Genomic DNA, 20,767 nt, shown 5'->3' with positions numbered 1-20,767 from the left:
CCGGATAACACGCCTAGGTGGGAGTGAGTGGCCACCAAGCGGCGTTGTCGAATGATTGCGCAGTTTTCGCGCCGGCGAGGGTAGGTGGTGCTACGCTCGTTGACCGATTTCCGGGTTTATTTAAGCAAGAGGACCCCGGGCACAAAAACCCGGGGTCAATTTTTTTGATCCGGCCTATTTGGCCTTGTCCATTTTATCCCAAAGCGGCACGCACATCTGGCCCACGCGCGCCTCGATCGCGGCGGCGGCGTCCACGGCCATGTCCTCGCGCCAGCGGCGGGCGGCGATCTGAATGTTGATCGGTTGCGGCCCTTGCGGCAGGTCGGCCAGCCGCGCGGGAACGCTGGCGGCGGGCAGGCCCAGAAAGTTCATCGCATAGGAATACACCGCGCAGCCCAGAACCTCGTGCACACCCTCGACGCCCTCGGTGTCGCGGTCGGGTTTAAAGAACGGTTGCGGAAGGAAAGGGGTCAGGACCAAAGGGTAGTCCTGCATGAACAGCGACCATTCCCGCGCATAGTGGGTGCGCTTGGCCAGCATCTTCACCATGTCGGTGCCGGTGATGGGCGGGAATTCCTGAAAATAGACGTCAAAAATGTCGCGTATTGTCTCGGACCCGGCTGCCTCGATATCGCCTTTCAACAGGGTCAGGACCTCACCCATCAGCGTGCGGTAACCCGTTCGGCCACAGTCGAACACATCGGGCGGGCTGACTTCTTCAACCTGATAGCCTGCATCGATCAGAGCATCGCGGGCCGTATCCAGCGCCTTGTCGACCTCGGGGTGCAGGGCATAGCCAAAAGTGTCCTTGGTGAAGGCGACCTTGATGGGACCGTCCAAAAGTTCGCCGCGCCAGGGCATCGGTACATGGAACGGATCGCGCGGGTCGGCCGCGATCAGGTTGGGCATCGACAGGTGAAGATCGGCGGCGCATCGTGTGATCAGCCCTTGCACCGACATGGATTGCGCCAGAAGGCCACGCTCGGCTTGTTGGCTGGGGTTCCATGCCGGTACGCGGCCCAAGCCGGGCTTTACGGTTACCGCTCCGTTCGCAGCCGCCGGAAAACGCAGGCTGCCACCAATGTCGTTGCCATGCGCCAGAGCGCCGACCCCGGCCATGACAGCCGCCCCGGCACCGCCCGAAGAACCGCCGGGTGAGATATGCCATCCCCAAGGGTTATGCGTGCGCCCGTGCAAGGGGTTGTCGGTATCGGCGCGGAACGAGAACTCGGGTGTGTTGGTGCGCCCGATCACCACGGCCCCTGCGTTTTGTAGGTTGCGAACGACCGGAGCGTCATCGGGTGCGATCACGTCTTTCAATGCCACGACGCCGTTCGACGTGGCATGACCTGTTTGATCGACGTTGATCTTGATCGTCACCGGCACGCCGTGCAGCGGCCCGGTTGGCGATCCTTTTGCCCGGGCCTGATCAAGTTCGCGCGCACGCTCCATTGCCTCGGCGCTCAGGTCCTCGACTACCGCGTTCAGGTCCGGGTTGACCCGATGCATCCGGTCAATGGATGCGCGCACTGCGCCTTCGGCGCTCAGGTCTCCGCTGCGGGTGAGGGCGGTCAGGTCGGTGGCGCTCAGTCGCCAGATGTCGGAATGTGTCATGCGGCCTCATTGTCTTGGTCAGACAGTAGGGGCCCTGTTCCCGGTTGCAAGGGAAAGGCGCAAGGCGGGCGGCCAGAGACCGCCCGCAGCGAGTTTACTGGGCGTAGCCGATGGATTTCAGCGCCACGGTGATCTCGTCCAGAATGGCCGGATCGTCGATGGTCGCGGGCATCTTGTAGTCCTGGCTGTCCGCAATTGACACCATCGTACCGCGCAGGATTTTGCCCGAGCGGGTTTTGGGCAGGCGATCCACCACGACGGCCTGTTTGAAGGCGGCTACCGGGCCGATCTTTTCGCGGACCAGCTTGACCACATCCTGCACGACCTCGCCATGGTCGCGGTCGCAACCTGCGTTCAGGCACAGGAAACCAACGGGCATCTGCCCTTTCAGCTGATCGGTCACACCGATCACGGCACATTCGGCCACGTCGGGGTGGGCGGCCAGAACCTCTTCCATCCCGCCAGTGGACAGGCGGTGGCCCGCGACGTTGATCACGTCATCGGTGCGCGCCATGATATAAAGGTAGCCGTCTTCATCAATCATGCCCGCATCGCCGGTTTCATAGTAACCGGGGAAATGGTTCAGGTACGAGCTTTTGAACCGCTCTTCCGCGTTCCACAGTGTCGGCAAAGTGCCCGGAGGCAGCGGCAGCTTGACCGCAATTGCGCCCAGCTCACCCGGCATCATCTGATGGCCGCCCTCGTCCAGAATTTGCACGTCATATCCCGGCATCGGTTTGGCTGGAGAGCCCAGCTTGACCGGCAGTTCCTCGATCCCCAGCGGGTTGCCAGCGATGGCCCAGCCGGTTTCCGTCTGCCACCAGTGGTCGATCACCGGAACTTTCAAAGCGTCCTGCGCCCATTCGATCGTGTCCGGGTCGGCCCGCTCGCCCGCCAGGAACAGAGCGCGCAGGCTGGACAGGTCGTATTTCTCCAGCATCTCGCCCTTGGGGTCTTCGCGTTTCACGGCGCGGATAGCGGTGGGGGCGGTGAAGAAGCTTTTGACCTTGTGCTCGGAAATCACCCGCCAGAAGGTGCCCGCGTCGGGGGTGCCGACCGGTTTGCCTTCGAAGACGATGGTGGTGTTGCCGTGGATCAGCGGGGCATAGCAGATGTAGGAATGCCCAACGACCCACCCCACATCAGACGCCGCCCAGAACACATCACCGGGATCGACGTCATAGATGTTCTTCATCGTCCAGTTCAGCGCAACCAGATGGCCCGCAGTCGGGCGCACGACGCCTTTGGGCGCACCCGTGGTGCCCGAGGTGTAAAGGATATAGGCCGGGTCGTTGCCGTCCACCGGCACACATTCCGCCGGTTCGACACCGTATTGGAACCCGTGCCAGTTAAAGTCACGGCCCTCGACCAGCTGCGCTACTTCCTGTTCGCGCTGGAAGATGACGCAGAAGTCGGGTTTGTGGTTGGCCATCTCGATGGCGCCATCCAGCAGGGGTTTATAATGGACCACGCGGCCCGGTTCCATCCCGCAGGACGCGGCAATGATTGCTTTGGGTTTGGCGTCGTCAATGCGGACGGCCAGTTCGTTGCTGGCAAAGCCGCCGAATACAACCGAATGCACGGCACCCAGACGGGCACAGGCCAGCATCGCCTCGAGCGCTTCGGGGATCATCGGCATATAGATGATGACCCGATCACCTTTTTCGACACCCTTGGCCCGCAGCGCCCCGGCCAGATTGGCCACACGGTTGCGCAGCTCGACATAGGAAATCTCGCGCTTGGTGTGGGTGATCGGGCTGTCGTAGATGATGGCCGTCTGCTCTCCACGGCCGTTTTCGACGTGGCGGTCCACTGCGTTCCAGCAGGTGTTGACCTTGGCGTCGCAGAACCATTCATACATCGGCGCATTGTCGTCAAACAGTGCTTTGGTCGGAGGTTGGACCCAGTCGATCCCTTTTGCGGCCTCCATCCAGAATGCCTCCGGATCGGATTTCCAGCTTTCGTAAACGTCCTGATAGGCCACGTTGGTCTCCTCCTTAAATCCCTTGTGACGTGTGTAAGGGGGGCGGGGGGCTGCGCACAAGCGAGGGACATAACGGGGCGTCACTTTATCGCAAAATATTTGCAGAATGAGCCAAAACCACCTGCAAAGTTTTGCAAAGTGATTTGAGAGATTAAATTTGCACGCATGGAGTGCCACTGTTTGCAAATCTGCAAAGTTCCGCGTGCAAAGAATCACTGTCACTCGGAATGCACTCGGGTGCCGACGCGGTCACCCGAGCATCTGTTTTCGGCGTTAGCAGTAATGAGCCACAGGAGTTCCGGCAATGGCGGCCATGTTCAGCAATCCGCGGGCCGTGATGGACGGGGTCACAATATGCGCCTTGTTGCCCATCCCCATCAGGATCGGCCCAACTTCCAGCCCGTCCGCTTTCATCTTCAGAATGTTGCGTACGCCACTTGCCGCATCCGCATGGGCAAAGATCAGAACATTGGCCGAGCCGTCCAAGCGCGAATTCGGGAAAATCCGTGACCGCAGCTCTGGGTCCAAGGCTAGGTCGAGGTTCATCTCTCCTTCATAAGTGAAGTCGCGTGGTTCGGAATCGAGGATATCCAGCGCGGCGCGCAAGCGTTTGCCCGATCCTTCCGTCTGATTGCCGAATTGCGATTGCGAGCAGAAGGCGATCTTGGGTTCGATCCCAAACCGGCGCACGTGGCGCGCGGCCCCGATTGTGGATTCAGCCAGTTCTTCGGGCGTCGGCAGCTGCCGCACATGGGTGTCCGCAATGAACAGCGGGCCATCCTCGAGGATCATCAACGACAGCGCGCCATGAGGGCGCAGGTCGCCATCGGCCAGAACCTGTTGCGCATAGTTCAGATGCCAGCGGTACTCGCCGAAGGTGCCGCAGATCATGCTGTCGGCCTCACCCCGATGCACCATGATGGCAGCAATCGCGGTGTTGTTCGTGCGCATGATCGCCTTGGCCAGATCGGGTGTCACGCCACGGCGCTGCATGATCGCATGATACGAATTCCAATAGTCATAGTACCGAGGGTCATCCTGCGGGTTCACAATCTGGAAATCCTCGCCGGGGCGAACCGTCAAGCCCAGCCGTTCGCATCGGGCTTTGATAACATCCGGGCGACCGATCAGGATCGGTGTTTCGGTGGTCTCTTCCAGAATGGCCTGTGCAGCGCGCAGCACGCGCTCATCCTCACCCTCGGCGAAGACAATCCGGCGCGAAGCAGCGGCGGCGGCTTCGAACACAGGGCGCATCAGCAGGGCGGATTTGAAGACAGTCTGGTTCAGGCGTTCCTTATACGCTTCGATATCGTCGATCGGGCGCTTGGCGACGCCGCTTTCCATCGCCGCCTTGGCCACGGATGAGGACACGACGCCCACCAGACGCGGATCAAACGGTTTCGGGATCAGATAGTCCGGCCCGAAGGTCAGTTGCTCACCTTTATAGGCCGCGGCGGCCTCGGCGCTGGTGGTGGCGCGGGCCATCTCGGCGATGCCGTCGACGCAGGCGATCTGCATTTCGTCGTTGATTTCGGTTGCCCCCACATCCAGTGCGCCTCGGAAGATGAAGGGGAAGCACAGCACGTTGTTGACCTGATTGGGGAAATCGCTGCGGCCGGTGGCGATGATCGCATCCGGTGCGACCTCACGCGCGGCCTGAGGAAGAATCTCGGGCGTCGGGTTGGCCAGCGCGAAGATGATCGGGCGCTTGGCCATTTTCGCAACCATCTCGGGTTTGAGCACATTGGGACCACTAAGGCCGAGGAACAGGTCGGCATCGCCAATCACATCATCCAGCGTTCGCAGGTCGGATTTCTGCGCGAACTGGTCCTTGTGTGGGTTCATATCCTCGGCGCGGCCCTCGTAGACCAGCCCGTGAATGTCGCACAGCCAGATATTCTCGCGTTTGACGCCCAGTTTGACCAGCATCATAAGGCAGGCGATGCCCGCCGCGCCGCCGCCGGTCGAGACGATCTTGATATCCTCGAACTTCTTTCCGGCCACATGCAGTGCGTTTTTGGCTGCCGCACCCACCACGATGGCGGTGCCGTGTTGGTCATCGTGAAAGACCGGGATGTTCATCCGCTCGCGGCACAGCTTTTCGACGATGAAACAGTCGGGGGCCTTGATGTCTTCCAGGTTGATTGCTCCGAAGGTCGGTTCCAGCGCGCAGACAATATCGGCCAGCTTTTCCGGGTCGGGCTGATCGACCTCGATATCGAAACAGTCGATGCCTGCGAATTTCTTGAACAGAACCGCCTTGCCCTCCATCACCGGCTTCGAGGCCAGCGCGCCAATGTTGCCCAGTCCCAGAACCGCCGTTCCGTTCGAAACAACCGCCACCAGATTGCCACGTGCGGTATAGCGTTCCGCGTTGGATGCGTCCGCCTTGATCTCGAGGCTGGCCTCGGCCACGCCGGGCGAATAGGCGCGCGCCAGATCACGGCCGTTGGCCATCGGCTTGGTCGCCTTGATTTCCAGCTTCCCGGGTTTTGGATGGGCGTGATATTCAAGCGCGGCCTGCCGCAAACTGGGTGTATCCGACATCGAAATTCAGCTCCCTTCTGAAATTTAATTTAGCCTTAAACTATTTTTTTCGGCTTGGCTATGTTGCGTCACTTGAGAACTCGGAACGGGCTGTTTTGCCGCTGTGCTTGATTTCCGCCTCAAAACACTTACATTCCCGCAACTTTCGAACCCATCCCCTTTCGCATCGAGAAAACCGGCATGAGCTATCTGAAAGACGTCGAGACGGTCGCGGGCCTTTCGTCGAACAAACGCAAATTTGGAACTGCATTCAGCGCAGCCATCATTCTGGGTGTTGTGATCCTGTGCGCCATCTCGCTGTGGCCGATGCAGGCGGCGGGGTTCAATCAAGAGGGTGGACTGATCGAAACCGGCTCGGCCGCGGCGTTGCTGGTCGCCGGTTTGGTGGCGCTTTTCCGGTATCGCGGGCTCAGCCGTTTGTATATTGGCGTGGTCCTGCTGTTGCTGGCGGAACGAGAGCTTGAGGCCGATATTTATGCCGTGGACAGCACGCCCTACTTTATTCTGCACGGTCTGGATGTCCTGCTGGATATGACGGCGGTGCGCGTTGTTTTGGCGGTGATTGTGCTGGGCGGGGTCGTCTGGCATGGGGTGCCGAACGCATGGCGGGCGCTGAAGGAACGGGCGCCGTTTTTGCTGGTGTTTGTTCTGGCCGGATTGTGCGCCGTCATCGCGCAGGGGTTGGAAGAGGTTAGCAGTGCCATCGGCGCCGACATGACGACCGTCATGGTGACCCGTCTGTTTGTACTGGAAGAAACGCTCGAGATGTTCTTTTCGATTGGCATTTTGGCCGCCGTTCTGATCGGATGGCCGAAAGCCAAGGCCGATGAGACCACCCATGAGCAAACCGCACGCCCAGACCCAAGCTGAAATCCGCCTGCCCACGCAGGAGTTGCGTAACGACATCCCATTTTACACCAAGGTTCTTGGGATGCGGATGGACATGATCTATCCCGCCGATGACCCGCGTATCGCCGTTTTCTCGGGCCACGGCCTGCGCCTGCGGGTCGAGAAAGACGCACCCGAACCGCCCGGAACGCTGCGCATTCTGACTGACAACCCGGATGACTTCGCGGAGGGTCAGCGCAGCCTTGTCGCGCCTAACGGTACCCGTGTTGAGATCGACGAGTTGACCCCGCCACTGATCATGCCGGAAACGGTGCATTCCTTCGTGGTGCGCAGGCTCAAGGATCAGGCGCCGTGGATCATCGGTCGGGCCGGGATGCATTATCGCGATTTGGTGCCGGACCGGCTGGGCGGCTCGATCATCGCCAGCCATATTCGCATTCCCGACGGTGGGCCGGTGCCCGATATGGTGCATTTCCACAAGGTCGGGTTTCAGCTGATCTTCTGTATCCACGGTTGGGTCGACGTGGTCTATGAAGACCAGGGTGACAAGATGCGCCTGACCGCGGGCGATTGCTTTATCCAGCCGCCGGAGATTCGCCACCGCGTGCTCGAAGCCTCGGACAATGTGCAGGTGATCGAGATCGGCGTTCCCGCCGAGCACGTCACCGAGATCGATCATGAGATGGAATTGCCCACGCCCCACTACCGCCCGGATCGGGAGTGGCAGGGTCAGCGGTTCGTCTTCAATCGGGCCGAAGGCGCCGAATGGATTCCGTTCCGTCTGCCGGGCTATATTTGCCGCGACACGACCATTGCAGAGAACACCAAGGGCGTTGCCGGAGTGCAGGTCGTACGCAAAGGGCAGGGCGATCCGGTCTGGGCGGCCCATGATACGGATATCCACTTTACCTTTGTCATGAACGGGGAAGTCACGCTTGAAGGTGAAGGCCGCGATCCGTTCCGGCTTGAACAGGGGGATGCTTTTGTTATCCCGCCCGGTATGCGTACCCGCCTGGCTGATCCGTCAGAGGATGTTGAGCTGTTGGAGGTTACGCTTCCGGGGACGTTCAACACGACTTTGAGCTAAGGAATCTGCTGCCCGGGGCTTCAAATCCCCGGTCAGTTTCATTTAGGGTATGCCTTTCTGACCAGATGATCAAAAATTGGGGAATCGCCATGACTTTGAAAGACGCCGCACTGTCCGTCCGGGAAAAAGCCTATGCGCCCTATTCGAACTTCAAGGTTGGCGCAGCAGTCCGGTCGGCCTCGGGTGAGGTTTATTCCGGCTGCAACGTCGAAAATGTGGCGTACCCAGAAGGCACCTGTGCCGAGGCCGGGGCCATCGCCGCCATGGTTGCTGCGGGCGAGCAGACCCTGACCGAGGTTTACGTGGTCGCGTCCTCACCTCAACCCGTGCCACCCTGCGGGGGATGTCGTCAGAAGCTGGCCGAATTCGGCAAACGCGACGTCAAGGTGACGCTGGCCACGGTAGACGGGGCCGAGCTCGAGACCACCATCGGCGACCTGCTGCCAGGGGCCTTCGACGCCTCGCATATGGAGGACGTCTGAGCCCATGGACGCCCGTTCGATCATCGCAAAGCTGCGCCGCGGGCAGGTGCCCACCGGTGAGGAACTGACATGGTTCGCGCAGGGGCTGGCCGATGGCGGCGTCAGCGACGCGCAAGCCGGGGCCTTTGCCATGGCCGTTTGCATGGGCGGGCTGGGTGCGCAGGGACGTGCCGATCTGACAGTCGCCATGCGCGACAGCGGCGACGTGCTGAGCTGGGATTTCGACGGCCCAGTGATCGACAAGCACTCGACCGGTGGGGTGGGCGACTGCGTTTCACTGGTTTTGGCACCTGCGTTGGCCGAACTCGGGGCCTATGTTCCGATGATTTCGGGCCGGGGGCTGGGCCACACCGGTGGCACGCTGGACAAGCTGGAATCCATTCCAGGCGTCAACACTCAAATCGGGCAGGAGCGTCTGACCCAGATCCTGCGCGACACCTGCGCGGCTATTGTCGGTGCGACGGGGCAGATTGCGCCGGCGGACAAGCGGCTTTATGCGATCCGCGATGTGACGGCGACGGTGGAAAGTCTGGACCTGATCACCGCCTCGATCTTGTCCAAGAAGCTAGCTGCTAGCCCGCAGGCTTTGGTGCTGGACGTCAAGGTCGGTTCCGGCGCGTTCATGAAGACGCTTGAGGATGCTCGTAGTCTGGCGCAGGCCCTGACGGAAACGGCCAATGCGGCGGGGTGCCGGACCTCGGCCGTGATCACCGATATGCACCAACCTCTGGCGCCTGCGCTGGGCAACGCGCTGGAAGTGGCTGAGGTGATGAAAGTTCTGACCAAAGCACATTACGAACCGCTGGCCGAAATCTCGGCCGAGCTGGGCGGGGTGTTGCTAGCCGATGCGGGTATGTTCGCAACCGCTGATGAAGGCCGTGACAAGATCACCGATGTCATCCGGGATGGTCGTGCGGCCGAACGGTTTGGTCGCATGATGGCCGCCGTGGGCGGGCCATTGCAGTTTGTCGACAACTGGTCACGCTACCTACCCGAAGCTAGCGTGATCCTCGAGGTTTCTGCCGAAACCAGCGGTTACATCACCGCAATAGATGGTGAGGCGCTGGGCCTGTCCGTGGTCGCGCTGGGCGGCGGTCGGCAGGTCGAGGATGACGTGATCGACCCGGCGGTTGGTCTGTCTGGGATCGTCCGGCTGGGTGACAGGGTCGAAAAGGGCGCGCCGTTGGCAGTGGTCCACGCGGCCCGTGAAGACGCCGCCCAGCAGGCCGCTGACGCTGTGAAGAAGGCCATAACGATCGGCCCGGATGCAGGGCCGATGCCGACGCTTGTTCACGAAAGGATCACACCGTGACACGCGCTTTTCTTGTTGTGATGGATTCGGTTGGTATCGGCGGTGCGCCAGATGCGGATCGGTTCTTTAACGGCGAAATCCCGGATACCGGGGCCAACACCTTGGCGCATATCGCGCAGGCCTGCGCCGATGGGCGAGCTGAGGACGGTCGTTCTGGTCCGCTGCACCTGCCTAATTTGGATGCGCTTGGACTGGGCGCCGCGACGCGTCTGGCCTCGGGCGCAGAGACACCCGGATTACATGCTACGCCAACGGGCCTATGGGGCTGCGCGCGCGAGCATTCGCCGGGTAAGGATACGCCCTCGGGGCACTGGGAATTGGCCGGGTTGCCGGTGCCGTGGGACTGGCATTATTTTCCGGACACGACGCCTTCCTTTCCCGCCGATTTGAGCCGCGCTGCTGCCGAAGCCGCCGGAACTGATGGCATTCTGGGCGACTGCCACGCCTCAGGCACCACCATCATTGCCGAGTTGGGGGCCGAGCATATGCGGACCGGCTGGCCGATCTGCTACACCTCAGCTGATAGCGTGTTCCAGATCGCGGCTCATGAGGAAAGCTTTGGCCTCGACCGTCTGCTGAACATGTGCCGGGCCTTGGCGCCACGTCTACATGAGATGAAAGTGGGTCGTGTCATCGCGCGACCCTTTGACGGCTCGCCGGAAGAGGGTTTCACCCGCACCACCAACCGCAAGGATTTCGCCATCCTGCCGCCTGCGCCGGTTCTGACGAACTGGGCGCAGGATGCCGGGCGGCGCGTCCACGCGGTGGGCAAGATTGGCGACATCTTCTCGATGCAGGGGATCGATACGCTGCGCAAAGGCTCGGACGCCGAGCTTATGGGCCACCTGTCCGATCTGGTAGATGAAGCCGAAGAGGGCAGCCTGACCTTCGCCAATTTTGTTGAGTTCGACAGCCTCTATGGGCACCGACGCGACATCAGCGGATATGCCCGCGCGCTGGAGTGGTTCGACCGAGAGATCGGTGCGATCCTGTCGCGTTTGCGCCCCGGCGATCTGATGCTGCTGACCGCCGATCACGGCAATGATCCCAGCTGGATCGGGACAGACCACACGCGCGAGCAGGTTCCTGTTCTTATCGCAGGGCAGGGTGCCGGGCAGATCGGCCCGGTCAATTTCGCTGACGTCGCCGGCAGCATCGCACATCACCTCAACATTCCGGCACAAGGGCCGGGGAAGAGCTTTCTATGACCGTCGCAGACTTGCCCAAAATCGAGTTGCACCTGCATCACGAAGGCGCGGCTCCACCCGCCTTTATCCGTCAGCTGGCGCATGAAAAGCGCATCGACCTGAGCGGGATATTCAAGCCCGACGGCAGCTATGGCTTCCGTGATTTCGCGCATTTCCTCAGCGTCTACGAGGCCGCCTGCGAAGTGCTGAAAACGCCCGAGGATTTCCGTCGCCTGACGCTGGCGATCCTGGAAGAAAGCGCGGCGAACGGTGTGGTTTATTCTGAGACTTTCCTCAGCCCAGATTTCTGCGGCGGCGGCGACCTGCACGCCTGGCGCGACTATCTGAATGCTATTCAGGACGCGGCAGATGAGGCCGAGCGCAAATACGATATCACGCTTCGCGGCGTTGTGACTTGCGTGCGCCATTTCGGGCCCGAGCAGGCCAAACACAGCGCCCATTGCGCTGCCGAGACGGCCGGAGATTGGATCACCGGATTTGGCATGGGTGGCAACGAATCCGTCGGCACGCAGGGCGACTATAAGTGGTCCTTTGACTGCGCCCGCGAAGCCGGGTTGCGCCTGACCACTCATGCCGGTGAATTCGGTGGCCCCGAAAGCGTGCGTGATGCGGTACGCGATCTGGGGGTGGAGCGTGTTGGGCACGGCGTCCGCGCCATCGAAGACCCCGACCTGATCCGCGAACTGGTCGACCGTGAGGTGACGCTTGAAGTGTGTCCGGGCTCGAACGTGGTTCTGGGCCTGTTCCCCGATTTCGCAGCGCATCCGATTGCCCGGTTGCGCGACCACGGGGTCAACGTCACTGTATCAACCGACGACCCGCCGTTTTTCCATACCACCATGCGGCGCGAATATGAGATGTTGAGCCAAGCCTTCGGCTGGGAGGCCGAAGATTTTGCTGCCCTGAACGAAACGGCCCTGAAAGCGGCCTTCTGCGATGATGACACCCGCGCGCGGGTCAAGAAAAGACTGGAGAGATCATGAGCGAACACCTGACCGTCGTTGACCACCCGCTGGTCCAGCACAAACTGACGCTCATGCGGGACAAGGGCACCTCGACCGCCGAATTCCGGCAGTTGCTGCGCGAGATCACGCTGTTGCTGGCCTATGAGGTCACGCGTGAGATGCCTTTGACCACCCGCCATATCGAAACCCCGATGGAGGAGATGGACGCGCCAATTCTGGCCGGTAAGAAACTGGCGTTGGTGTCGATCCTGCGTGCGGGCAACGGAATGTTGGACGGCGTTCTGGAACTGGTCCCCTCGGCGCGCGTCGGGTTTGTCGGGCTCTATCGTGACGAAGAGACACTGAAGCCGGTGCAGTATTACTTCAAGGCACCCGAAGGGTTGAAGGATCGTCTGGTTATCGCCGTTGACCCGATGCTGGCCACCGGCAACAGCTCGGCCGCGGCAATTGACCTGCTGAAAGAGGCGGGCGCGACTGATATCCGGTTCCTCTGCCTGCTGGCCGCGCCCGAAGGTGTCGCGCGCATGAAAGAGGCGCACCCGGATGTGAAAATCGTCACCGCGTCCCTGGACCGCGAGTTGAATTCCAAGGGTTACATCATGCCCGGTCTCGGCGATGCCGGGGACCGGATGTTCGGCACCAAGTAAGTTATTCGCCGCAGATATTCTGCAGCCGGACCCAATCGCGGTCCGGCAAAACCTGTTGCAGGGGGCGACCCGCCATCGGGTCGGCCTCGATCAGGCCCAACACCGTCTCGCCGGTGACATCCGTCGCATACGCATAAGGCGTCGATGGCAGCGCGGCCTGGGCGAAGACCTCAAGCAAATCATCATCGGGCAGGGTGGGGCGAGGTTCCGAAAGAACCTGCTCGGTGTAAGTGTCCACATTCTCGGGCGTCAGCTCTCCGGTCGTCAGCAGGCGGAAGGCTGTCGTTGCGCCGGTACGGTCCAGCAGATCGTCCAGCGGATCTTGTGCCTCGGTCCTCGCGCGTTCAGCGATGATGTAGCCCGCAGCGACCGAGGGGTCTTCGTGGTCCTCGACCAAGGCCCGGTTCAGCAGCACGATCCCACCTGGCAGGCTGAGGCTGGTTTGCACCCCGGCAGGCAGAATGATGACCTTTCGAACCCCGGTGCGCGTGGCCAATTGGGTCAGCGCCGCCTCTGCGTCCTCAGATGTGCAGGCCCGTCCCGACACCCGCTCGATCCGCTGCAGAATCGCGTTGCCGATATCCTGGCGCTTGATCTCGGGCACGACCGAGACAACGTGGTTTTGTAAAGCCGACGGCATCCACAGCAGCAACAGCGCCGCCACGGCGGCCACCACACCGGCGACGCTGAACCAGCGTAACCGGCCCGGATGGGGCCGCGCTCGGTCGATAGCCCGTTGCAGCCGGTCGATGGCTTCGATCATCGTGGTCTCGGAGTCCTCCAGTTCCAGCGTTTCGTCCCGGTCGCCATCAGGATTGAAAATCGCCGGGAAGACGCCCGGATTCTGCCGTTCTAACGCGGCCAGAGACCAATGGGTCAGAGCCTGTTCGTTGAAATCCGAGATGGTCAGCGTGGCTTCACCCAACGACACCACGACCTCTCGCCGCTGCACGTCGGGCGAGGGGCGCCACAGACCGGTGGCTTCGATCCGTTGGTACTGTTTGAGTGCCGTCTTCAAGGTGAGGTATGCTCGTGTTTATTTTGGCTTAGCTTAGCATGGTAAAATCCAAAGGCGCAAACCTGTTGCGCCCGGATTGTGAAATGTGCTGGATAACACGATGCGCGGCAATCAACGTCGCATTGCAACCGGGGCACAGAATGCAGGCGGACACTCAGACCTCACCGATTTTGGCATCGGTCCTGATGGTCAGCGCGATGGCGATCATCGGGGTGATCGACAACGTGGTGATCCTACTGGCCGAGACGATCGGCCTATGGCAGTTCCACCTAACTCGTGCCCTGCTGATGTTGCCACTGATCGGTGGCCTGTCCCTGTTGGGGATGGGCAGTTTGCGCCCGCTGCGGCTGGGGCCGGTCATTCTGCGTAGCGTTCTGATCACGCTGGCGATGCTGTTCTATTTTGCCTCGCTGGCCTTGATGCCGATTGCGCAGGCGCTGGCGGGGCTGTTCACCTCGCCGATCTTTGTACTGTTGATCTCGGCCATTGCGATGGGGCAGAGGATCGGCCCGTGGCGCATTCTGGCCGTTCTGATCGGGTTTTCCGGCATCCTCTGTGTGCTGCAGCCAAACCCCTATGAATTCGACGCGCAAACCCTGCTGCCGGTGGCCGGAGGGTTTTTCTACGCGCTCAGTTCCATCATCACCCGCAGCCATTGTGCACAGGAAAGCACCGTAGCGCTGTTGGCTGCCATGATCGTGACCCTTGGGCTGGCCGGGGCGCTTGGCCTGGCTGTGTTCTCGATGCTTTCCTTGCCCGATGGTTTCGTGACGCGGGGTATGGTCTGGGACATGCAACCGGCGCTGAAATGGATCGTTGTGCAGGCGGTTGGGTCCACGATTGCGGTCTTTATGCTGATCAAGGCCTATCAGATTGGGGAAACCTCATATGTCGCGGTGTTCGAATACTCGGTGATGATTTTCGGCCCGCTTTTCGCCTGGGTTGCGCTGGGTCAGGTGATCGGTGTCATGCAGATTGCCGGGATCGGGCTGATCGCCGCAGCTGGGGCGCTGCTGGGTTGGCGATCAAGACGCGCCGCCGCGTTGGGAGAGACCGTGTGATCACCACGCGCAGGCTTTGCCAATGCCTGTGCCGAGGACATCGCCAGATTCGGGTAAGCTATTGATCCACCTTGCGGAACATAGTTTCCAGATTGAGCTCAATGCCATTAACATTTTTAACGTTGTTTATGGTTTGGATGCTTGGCGGGCCCGAAATGGTCCAAATTGGGCCGCAATGTGTCAAAAATAAGTCCCGCTGCTAAATCCTGTGATACGCATGAATCTTAGTTGTTGTGTGTAATAGGTGGGCGGGTACTTGTTGAAGGTAGAGAGTATAATAGATTTTGCGGAAAGGTCCGAATACCAAGGGGGCGCAGAGCCACAGGCTGCGCTGAACGCGCGCCGCGGTGGGCTGGTACATGGAACTAAAGTTGCAACAAAGGCCGGATGGAAGCTGGTCGAAGAGTTGCGGGCCGGTGATTTCGTTCGAACATTGGATAATGGTTTCAGACCGGTAAGTCGCGTTGCGACAGATTGCATCATGGTGCCGCCCGGCGAAATCAATGCCGAAAACATGCCGATCCGGGTGCCATCAAACGCGGCCTACAACGGCCGTCCGGTCTGGTTAATGCCCGAGCAGGGCGTCGCACTGGACAACACCAAGTTGAACCATGATCCGATCACATTGCCCGTCAGTATGCCGATTGTTTCCGCCAGATTGCTGAGCGGTATGTTCCGGATCACCTCGGATGTGCCAGCGTCCTGTTTCGACATCAGCACGCTGTTTTTCGATCAGGATGAGGTGATCTATATCGAAGGCGGATTTCGGGCCTTTTGCCCGGCGGGCCGATTTGGATCTGGCGGCATCAATGGTGGTGCGTCGTATGAGGTCGTCGCGGGTGAGGCCGCTGCGGATTTGATTTATCTGACGACAAGACGTGGCGATATCGGAGTTCTGGCAAATTCGCTGGGCTCGGTTCCCGCACCTGTCTTTGATCATCCCATTGTTCCGGTTAGGCCGGTCAGGGGCGCGCGTCGGCCCGGGCGGCCGGGTCGGCCTGTGATGATGATCTGAACGGGGAACTATCTGAAACTACAAGGTGACGCTGGCGCATGGGGGGCATGCGCCAGCGTTTTTTGTTTAGGCAGCCTTGGCTTTGGGTGCGAAGCGACCGTAGAAGCTCTGGCCCTTTTCGGCCATCTCACGCAGCAGCAGCGGGCAGGCGAAGCGTTCGCCATAGGCCTCGGTCAGTTGGTCGCAACGCTCGGCGGCATAGGGCGTGCCGATGATGTCCAGCCAGCTGAGCGGGCCACCCGACCACGGCGCAAAGCCCCAGCCAAGGATCGCGCCCACGTCGCCTTCGCGGATGTCTTCCAGCACACCTTCCTCCAGTGCGCGGACCGCTTCCAGAACCTGTGCGAACATCAGACGCTCCTGCACCTCGATCAGGTCAGGTTGGTCTTCGGCATGCGGGTATTTCTCCTGCAGACCTTTCCAATATTCGACACGCTTGCCCTTGTCGTCATAGTCGAAGAAGCCCGCATTGGCCTTGCGACCCAGACGCCCCTGTTCCTCCATCCAGAAGATCAGATCATCCGAGGGGCTTTCCGGGTAGGCATCGCCCATCGCCGCCTTGGTTGCACGTGCGATCTTGGCACCCAGATCAATCGAGGTCTCGTCGGTCAGCTGGATCGGCCCCACCGGGAAGCCCAATTGGCGCGCGGCATTGTCGATCAGCACAGGGTTCACACCTTCGGCGATCATCCGAACACCTTCGTTGATGTACGGGATGATGCAGCGGTTGGCGTAGAAGAAGCGCGCATCGTTGACTACAATCGGCGTTTTGCGGATCTGACGGACATAGTCCAACGCCTTGGCGACCGCACGATCACCGGTTTCCTTGCCCTTGATGATTTCGACCAGGAACATCTTCTCAACGGGTGAGAAGAAGTGGATGCCAATGAACTGTTCGGGCCGAGCCGAGGCTTTGGCCAGATCGGTGATCGGCAGGGTCGAGGTGTTCGAGGCAAAGATGCAATCCTCGGGGATGATCGCCTCGACCTTCTTGGTCATCTCGGCCTTGACACCGGGGTCTTCGAATACAGCCTCGATGATCAGATCGCAGCCCTTCAGGTGATCCAGGTCCGGGGTTGCGGTGATGCGGGCCAGAATGGCCTCTTTCTTCTCAGGCGTGGCTTTGCCGCGCTTGATGCCCTTGTCCATGTAGTTTTCGGTATAGGCTTTACCCTTGTCGGCTGCTTCCTGATCACGGTCGACCAGAACAACCTCCATCCCGGCCTGGGCTGAGACCAGAGCGATACCGGCACCCATCATGCCTGCGCCCAGCACGCCGACCTTTTTGACGCGCTGATCGGGCACATCTTTCGGACGGACGGCACCTTTCTCCAGCGCTTCCTTATTCAGGAACAGCGACCGGATCATCGCCGATGAGGATGGGTTCATCAGAACATTGGTAAACCAGCGTGCTTCGATTTTCAGAGCGGTGTCAAAGTCGACCAGCGCCCCTTCGTAGATCGAGCTCAGCAGAGCCTTAGCCGCGGGGAAGGCACCTTGGGTTTTGCCGTTCACCATCGCATTGGCGCCGACGAAGGTCATGAAACCGGCAGGGTGATAGGGGGCTCCGCCGGGCATCTTGTAGCCCTTGGCGTCCCAAGGTTTGACCAGATCAGCGTCCTTGGCGTTCAGAACCCATTCTTTGGCTGCTGCGACCGGATCGTCCGACACAGCGTCAATCAACTGCGCGCCCTTGGCCTTGGCCGGGTCCATCATCTTGCCTTCCAGCAGGACCGGGGCCGCAGCCATCGCGCCAACCATACGGCTGAAACGCATGGTGCCACCGCCGCCGGGGAAAATACCCAGCATGATTTCGGGCAGACCGATCTTGGCCTTGGGGTTCGAAGTCATGACGCGGTGGTGACAGGCCAGCGCGATCTCGGTCCCGATCCCGGCGCAGGTGCCGTTGATGGCGCAGGCGATCGGTTTGCCGCCCTTCTTGGTCTTGGGGTCCATGCCCGCCAATTCCATCTTGCGCAGGATGTGGTGGCCGCCCATGACGAAATCAAACAGCGCTTGCGCTGGTTCGTCTCCTGCCTCCTGACGGATGGTGGCCAGCGTGTTCAGGTCCATACCGCCAGCGAATGAGCCTTCTTTGCCCGAGGTGATGACGATGCCTTTGATCTCATCATCGTTCAGGGCCTGATCGATCAGTTGGCTGACCTCCTGAAAGGCCTCGCGGGTCAGGACGTTCATGGATTTGCCTTGGGCATCCCAGGTCACGAAGGCGACGCCGTCCGCGTCTTTGCTCAGAGTGAAATCAGTCATTGTCATCTCCAATCTGGTCAGCCGTCAGCGGGCTGCCATCCTTGCGGGTGAAGGCGAATCCGTTCTCGGCATCCTTCACCATCATGTCTATGTCGCTGTAATAGCCGGTCTCGGTCGGGGTCCGTGTGCCCACTACCAGAAAGGTCGCGGGCGCATCGGTTTTGTTCACAAGGTGGTGGCCATTGGCCTCACCTGCGGGCCAGGCGGCGCAGTCACCGGGCAGCATCTCATACTCACCATCGTCATCGATCAGCACGCATGTGCCTGACAACATGATGGCAAACTCGTCCTGCTCCATGTGGTAGTGGCGCAGCGAAGACATGCCCTGCGGTTCCAGCCGCACGATATTGACCCCGTACTGCGTCAGCCCGCCTGCGTCGCCCACGCGCTGGACGAAACGACCCGCAGTCGCCTCGGCCAGCTTGCCGGGATAGGACGAGCCCCCTTTGAACGGGATCTGAGAGAGATCCAGCTTGGGCATCAGACCCGCTCGATAATAGTTGCGGCACCCATGCCGGACGCGATGCAAAGCGTGGCCAGACCGGTTTCCTTGTCCTGACGCTCAAGCTCATCCAGCAGCGTGCCGATGATCATCGCTCCGGTCGCACCCAGCGGGTGACCCATCGCGATCGAGCCGCCGTTGACGTTTACCAGCGCAGGATCGACGTCGAACGCTTGCTGGAACCGCAACACGACCGAGGCAAAGGCTTCGTTCACTTCGAACAAGTCCAGATCGCTGATCTTCATGCCGTTGTCGGCAAGGATCTTCTCGGTCACCGGAACCGGGCCGGTCAGCATGATGGTCGGGTCGGTGCCGATCTTGGCGGTTGCCTTGATGCGGGCGCGCGGCTTCAGGCCGTATTTCTCACCAAATTCCTTGTTGCCGATCAGAACAGCGGCGGCACCGTCCACAATGCCAGAGCTGTTGCCCGCGTGGTGGATGTGGTTGATCCGCTCAAGATGCGGATATTTCAACATTGCCACCTTGTCGAAGCCGGGCATCTGCTCGCCCATCATCGCGAAGGACGGGTTCAGCGACCCAAGGCTCTGCATGTCGGTGCCGGGGCGCATGTATTCGTCGCGGTCCAGAATGGTCAGGCCATTCTGATCCTTGATGGTGATGACCGATTTTTCGAACCGGTTGTCTTCCCATGCCTCTGCCGCGCGTCTCTGCGATTCAACCGCCAGCGCATCGGCGTCGTCACGGCTGAAGCCATACTCGGTGGCGATGATATCGGCCGAGATACCCTGCGGCACGAAATAGGTGTCCATCGCCAGCGTCGGATCAACGGCGATCGCGGCACCGTCGCTGCCCATGGCCACACGACCCATCATCTCGACACCGCCTGCGATGTAGGCCTCGCCAGCCCCGCCCTTGACTTGGTTTGCCGCCAGGTTCACGGCCTCCATACCCGAGGCGCAGAAACGGTTGATCGCCAGACCGGGGATCGACTGATCCAGATCCGAGGCCAGAACCGCCGAACGCGCCAGACAGCCGCCTTGCTCCATCACCTGTGTGACGTTGCCCCAGATCACGTCCTCAACGGCGTGACCTTCCAGATTGTTACGCTCTTTCATCGCGTTCAGGGTCAGGGCGGACAGGCGCACCGAGGTTACCTCGTGCAGGCTGCCATCCTTACGGCCCTTGCCGCGCGGGGTGCGCAGGGCGTCATAAATATAAGCTTCGGTCATGGGTCTTCTCCTTAAGCTCGATCCGACGGTTTGCCGGGCATCAGGTCATATGGGTGTTTCCAGCCGGGCTGTTCGGACAGGCGAGTCAGCCAGGCGTCGATATGGGGCCAGTCGGCGCGGTCAAAGCCGAATGGTTCAGGGTAATAAAGATAGCCGCAGCAGCTGAGATCGGCGTTGGTCACGCCATCGCCGACGATCCAGTCACGCCCATCCAGGTGGGCGTTGAGGACCTCGTATGCTGCCTTGAGGCGCCCTTGGTTAAAGGCGATCACATCCGGGTTACGGTGCTTTTCAGGCAGGAAGTTGATCAGAAAGCGGGTCAACCCCGCCATCGAGCTGAGCTTGTGGTTGTCCCACAGAACCCAGCGCAAAATGTCGTAATTCTCTTCCCGTGTCTTGCCGCCAAACTTGCCAGATTTCTCGGTGACGTAGGCCTGAATGGCACCGGACTGGGAGGTTTGAAAATCACCATCGATCAAGAAGGGCGCTTCGCCCATCACGTTGACTTCCGAGCGGAACTCAGGGCTGCGCGTAACACCATTGAAGAAATCGACGAAGACCGGCTCCCAATCCAGCCCGGACATTTCCAATGCCAGTGCGGCTTTGTACGAGTTCCCACTCTCGCCGAAACAGTGAAGTTTGATGGTCATACGTTCGCCCCTCCCGTGGCGCATGGTGCCGTGCTGCAATTCGCGTATTTCGAGAAAGGTGAACCTTTGGCTGCGATCTGCAGTTCATCTTTCTGAAAACACGCACGCCCAAAGCGTGTGTGAATGAACCCGTCAGCGTTTGCGGGCCTCAAGCTCGGAATTGAATTCGCGCAGTCGGCGCGTCAGCTTTCCCTCATCTGTGACGCTGTTGAAGTTCTCGAACAAAAAAGACAGCGCTTCACCTTCGTCCAACCCGGCCTCACGGGCAAAAGCCCTGAGCTTGCGGTAGCCATCCTCGGTCATGGCGACGGGAAAGCGTCGGGTCAGGCGAAAACGTTTTGGCATAGTGTCTCCTCCGAAAACCGGCT

The 20,767-nt window shown here is 60.5% G+C and carries 18 protein-coding genes; 9 read left to right on the top strand and 9 right to left on the bottom strand.

All coding sequences use genetic code 11. The features are described from left to right. Positions 1 to 174: 174 nt before the first annotated feature. The 3 genes from ACR0KW_RS06405 to ACR0KW_RS06395 all read right to left on the bottom strand — a co-directional run bounded on the left by ACR0KW_RS06405 (position 175) and on the right by ACR0KW_RS06395 (position 6,145). Positions 175 to 1,614: an amidase family protein gene (locus ACR0KW_RS06405; RefSeq protein ID WP_480804254.1), complete on the bottom strand. Its 1,440-nt coding sequence runs from the start codon at positions 1,612 to 1,614 to the stop codon at positions 175 to 177. 94 nt (positions 1,615 to 1,708) lie between these two features. Next, positions 1,709 to 3,598, bottom strand: a complete 1,890-nt coding sequence (prpE, locus tag ACR0KW_RS06400; protein WP_480804253.1) for a propionate-CoA ligase PrpE — start codon at positions 3,596 to 3,598, stop codon at positions 1,709 to 1,711. 273 nt (positions 3,599 to 3,871) lie between these two features. Next, entirely contained in the window at positions 3,872 to 6,145 is a 2,274-nt protein-coding gene (locus ACR0KW_RS06395; protein WP_480804252.1) for an NADP-dependent malic enzyme, read from the bottom strand. 180 nt (positions 6,146 to 6,325) lie between these two features. Between ACR0KW_RS06395 and ACR0KW_RS06390 the strand changes: the two genes are divergently transcribed. The 7 genes from ACR0KW_RS06390 to upp all read left to right on the top strand — a co-directional run bounded on the left by ACR0KW_RS06390 (position 6,326) and on the right by upp (position 12,695). Further along, positions 6,326 to 7,015 carry a hypothetical protein gene (locus tag ACR0KW_RS06390; RefSeq protein WP_480804251.1) on the top strand — a complete coding sequence of 230 codons (690 nt, stop codon included), beginning with the start codon at positions 6,326 to 6,328 and terminating at the stop codon, positions 7,013 to 7,015. Continuing rightward, positions 6,984 to 8,081: a cupin domain-containing protein gene (locus ACR0KW_RS06385; protein ID WP_480804250.1), complete on the top strand. Its 1,098-nt coding sequence runs from the start codon at positions 6,984 to 6,986 to the stop codon at positions 8,079 to 8,081. Before ACR0KW_RS06390 ends, ACR0KW_RS06385 begins: the two co-directional genes overlap by 32 nt. Before the next feature lie 89 nt (positions 8,082 to 8,170). After that, positions 8,171 to 8,563 carry a cytidine deaminase gene (locus ACR0KW_RS06380; RefSeq protein WP_480804249.1) on the top strand — a complete coding sequence of 131 codons (393 nt, stop codon included), beginning with the start codon at positions 8,171 to 8,173 and terminating at the stop codon, positions 8,561 to 8,563. Between the two features lie 4 nt (positions 8,564 to 8,567). After that, positions 8,568 to 9,875, top strand: a complete 1,308-nt coding sequence (locus tag ACR0KW_RS06375) for a thymidine phosphorylase (protein WP_480804248.1) — start codon at positions 8,568 to 8,570, stop codon at positions 9,873 to 9,875. Further along, positions 9,872 to 11,083: a phosphopentomutase gene (locus tag ACR0KW_RS06370; RefSeq protein WP_480804247.1), complete on the top strand. Its 1,212-nt coding sequence runs from the start codon at positions 9,872 to 9,874 to the stop codon at positions 11,081 to 11,083. Before ACR0KW_RS06375 ends, ACR0KW_RS06370 begins: the two co-directional genes overlap by 4 nt. Beyond that, positions 11,080 to 12,066, top strand: a complete 987-nt coding sequence (locus tag ACR0KW_RS06365; RefSeq protein WP_480804246.1) for an adenosine deaminase — start codon at positions 11,080 to 11,082, stop codon at positions 12,064 to 12,066. Before ACR0KW_RS06370 ends, ACR0KW_RS06365 begins: the two co-directional genes overlap by 4 nt. Beyond that, on the top strand, positions 12,063 to 12,695 hold the full coding sequence (upp, locus tag ACR0KW_RS06360; protein ID WP_170325485.1) for a uracil phosphoribosyltransferase: 633 nt from the start codon (positions 12,063 to 12,065) through the stop codon (positions 12,693 to 12,695). The genes ACR0KW_RS06365 and upp overlap by 4 nt, the downstream gene beginning before the upstream one ends. Position 12,696: 1 nt before the next feature. Here upp and ACR0KW_RS06355 read toward each other — a convergent pair whose 3' ends face one another. Continuing rightward, a complete protein-coding gene (locus tag ACR0KW_RS06355; protein ID WP_480804245.1) occupies positions 12,697 to 13,713 on the bottom strand; it encodes a hypothetical protein in 1,017 nt (338 codons plus the stop codon). A 140-nt stretch (positions 13,714 to 13,853) separates the two neighbouring features. Between ACR0KW_RS06355 and ACR0KW_RS06350 the strand changes: the two genes are divergently transcribed. Then, a complete protein-coding gene (locus ACR0KW_RS06350; protein WP_480804244.1) occupies positions 13,854 to 14,774 on the top strand; it encodes a DMT family transporter in 921 nt (306 codons plus the stop codon). 256 nt (positions 14,775 to 15,030) lie between these two features. After that, positions 15,031 to 15,789, top strand: coding sequence for a Hint domain-containing protein (locus tag ACR0KW_RS06345; RefSeq protein WP_480804243.1), 759 nt, complete (start codon positions 15,031 to 15,033; stop codon positions 15,787 to 15,789). A gap of 66 nt (positions 15,790 to 15,855) precedes the next feature. Here the strand turns inward: ACR0KW_RS06345 and ACR0KW_RS06340 are convergent, their stop codons facing one another. From ACR0KW_RS06340 to ACR0KW_RS06320, 5 genes are all read right to left on the bottom strand, one after another. Next, positions 15,856 to 18,057: a 3-hydroxyacyl-CoA dehydrogenase NAD-binding domain-containing protein gene (locus ACR0KW_RS06340; RefSeq protein ID WP_480804242.1), complete on the bottom strand. Its 2,202-nt coding sequence runs from the start codon at positions 18,055 to 18,057 to the stop codon at positions 15,856 to 15,858. Beyond that, a complete protein-coding gene (locus ACR0KW_RS06335; protein ID WP_480804241.1) occupies positions 18,050 to 18,538 on the bottom strand; it encodes a cupin domain-containing protein in 489 nt (162 codons plus the stop codon). The genes ACR0KW_RS06340 and ACR0KW_RS06335 overlap by 8 nt, the downstream gene beginning before the upstream one ends. Further along, positions 18,538 to 19,749 (bottom strand): acetyl-CoA C-acetyltransferase, encoded by a 1,212-nt coding sequence (locus ACR0KW_RS06330; RefSeq protein ID WP_352988026.1) that lies wholly within the window; start codon positions 19,747 to 19,749, stop codon positions 18,538 to 18,540. Before ACR0KW_RS06330 ends, ACR0KW_RS06335 begins: the two co-directional genes overlap by 1 nt. A gap of 11 nt (positions 19,750 to 19,760) precedes the next feature. Next, entirely contained in the window at positions 19,761 to 20,399 is a 639-nt protein-coding gene (locus tag ACR0KW_RS06325; protein WP_480804240.1) for a glutathione S-transferase family protein, read from the bottom strand. Positions 20,400 to 20,531: 132 nt separating this feature from the next. Continuing rightward, positions 20,532 to 20,744 (bottom strand): hypothetical protein, encoded by a 213-nt coding sequence (locus tag ACR0KW_RS06320; protein ID WP_170325477.1) that lies wholly within the window; start codon positions 20,742 to 20,744, stop codon positions 20,532 to 20,534. Between the last annotated feature and the right edge of the window lie 23 nt (positions 20,745 to 20,767).

Source organism: Ruegeria sp. CG11 (assembly GCF_056537245.1).
Note: the sequence above shows the minus strand (reverse complement) of the source record. Positions and strands in the feature narration are given on the sequence as shown.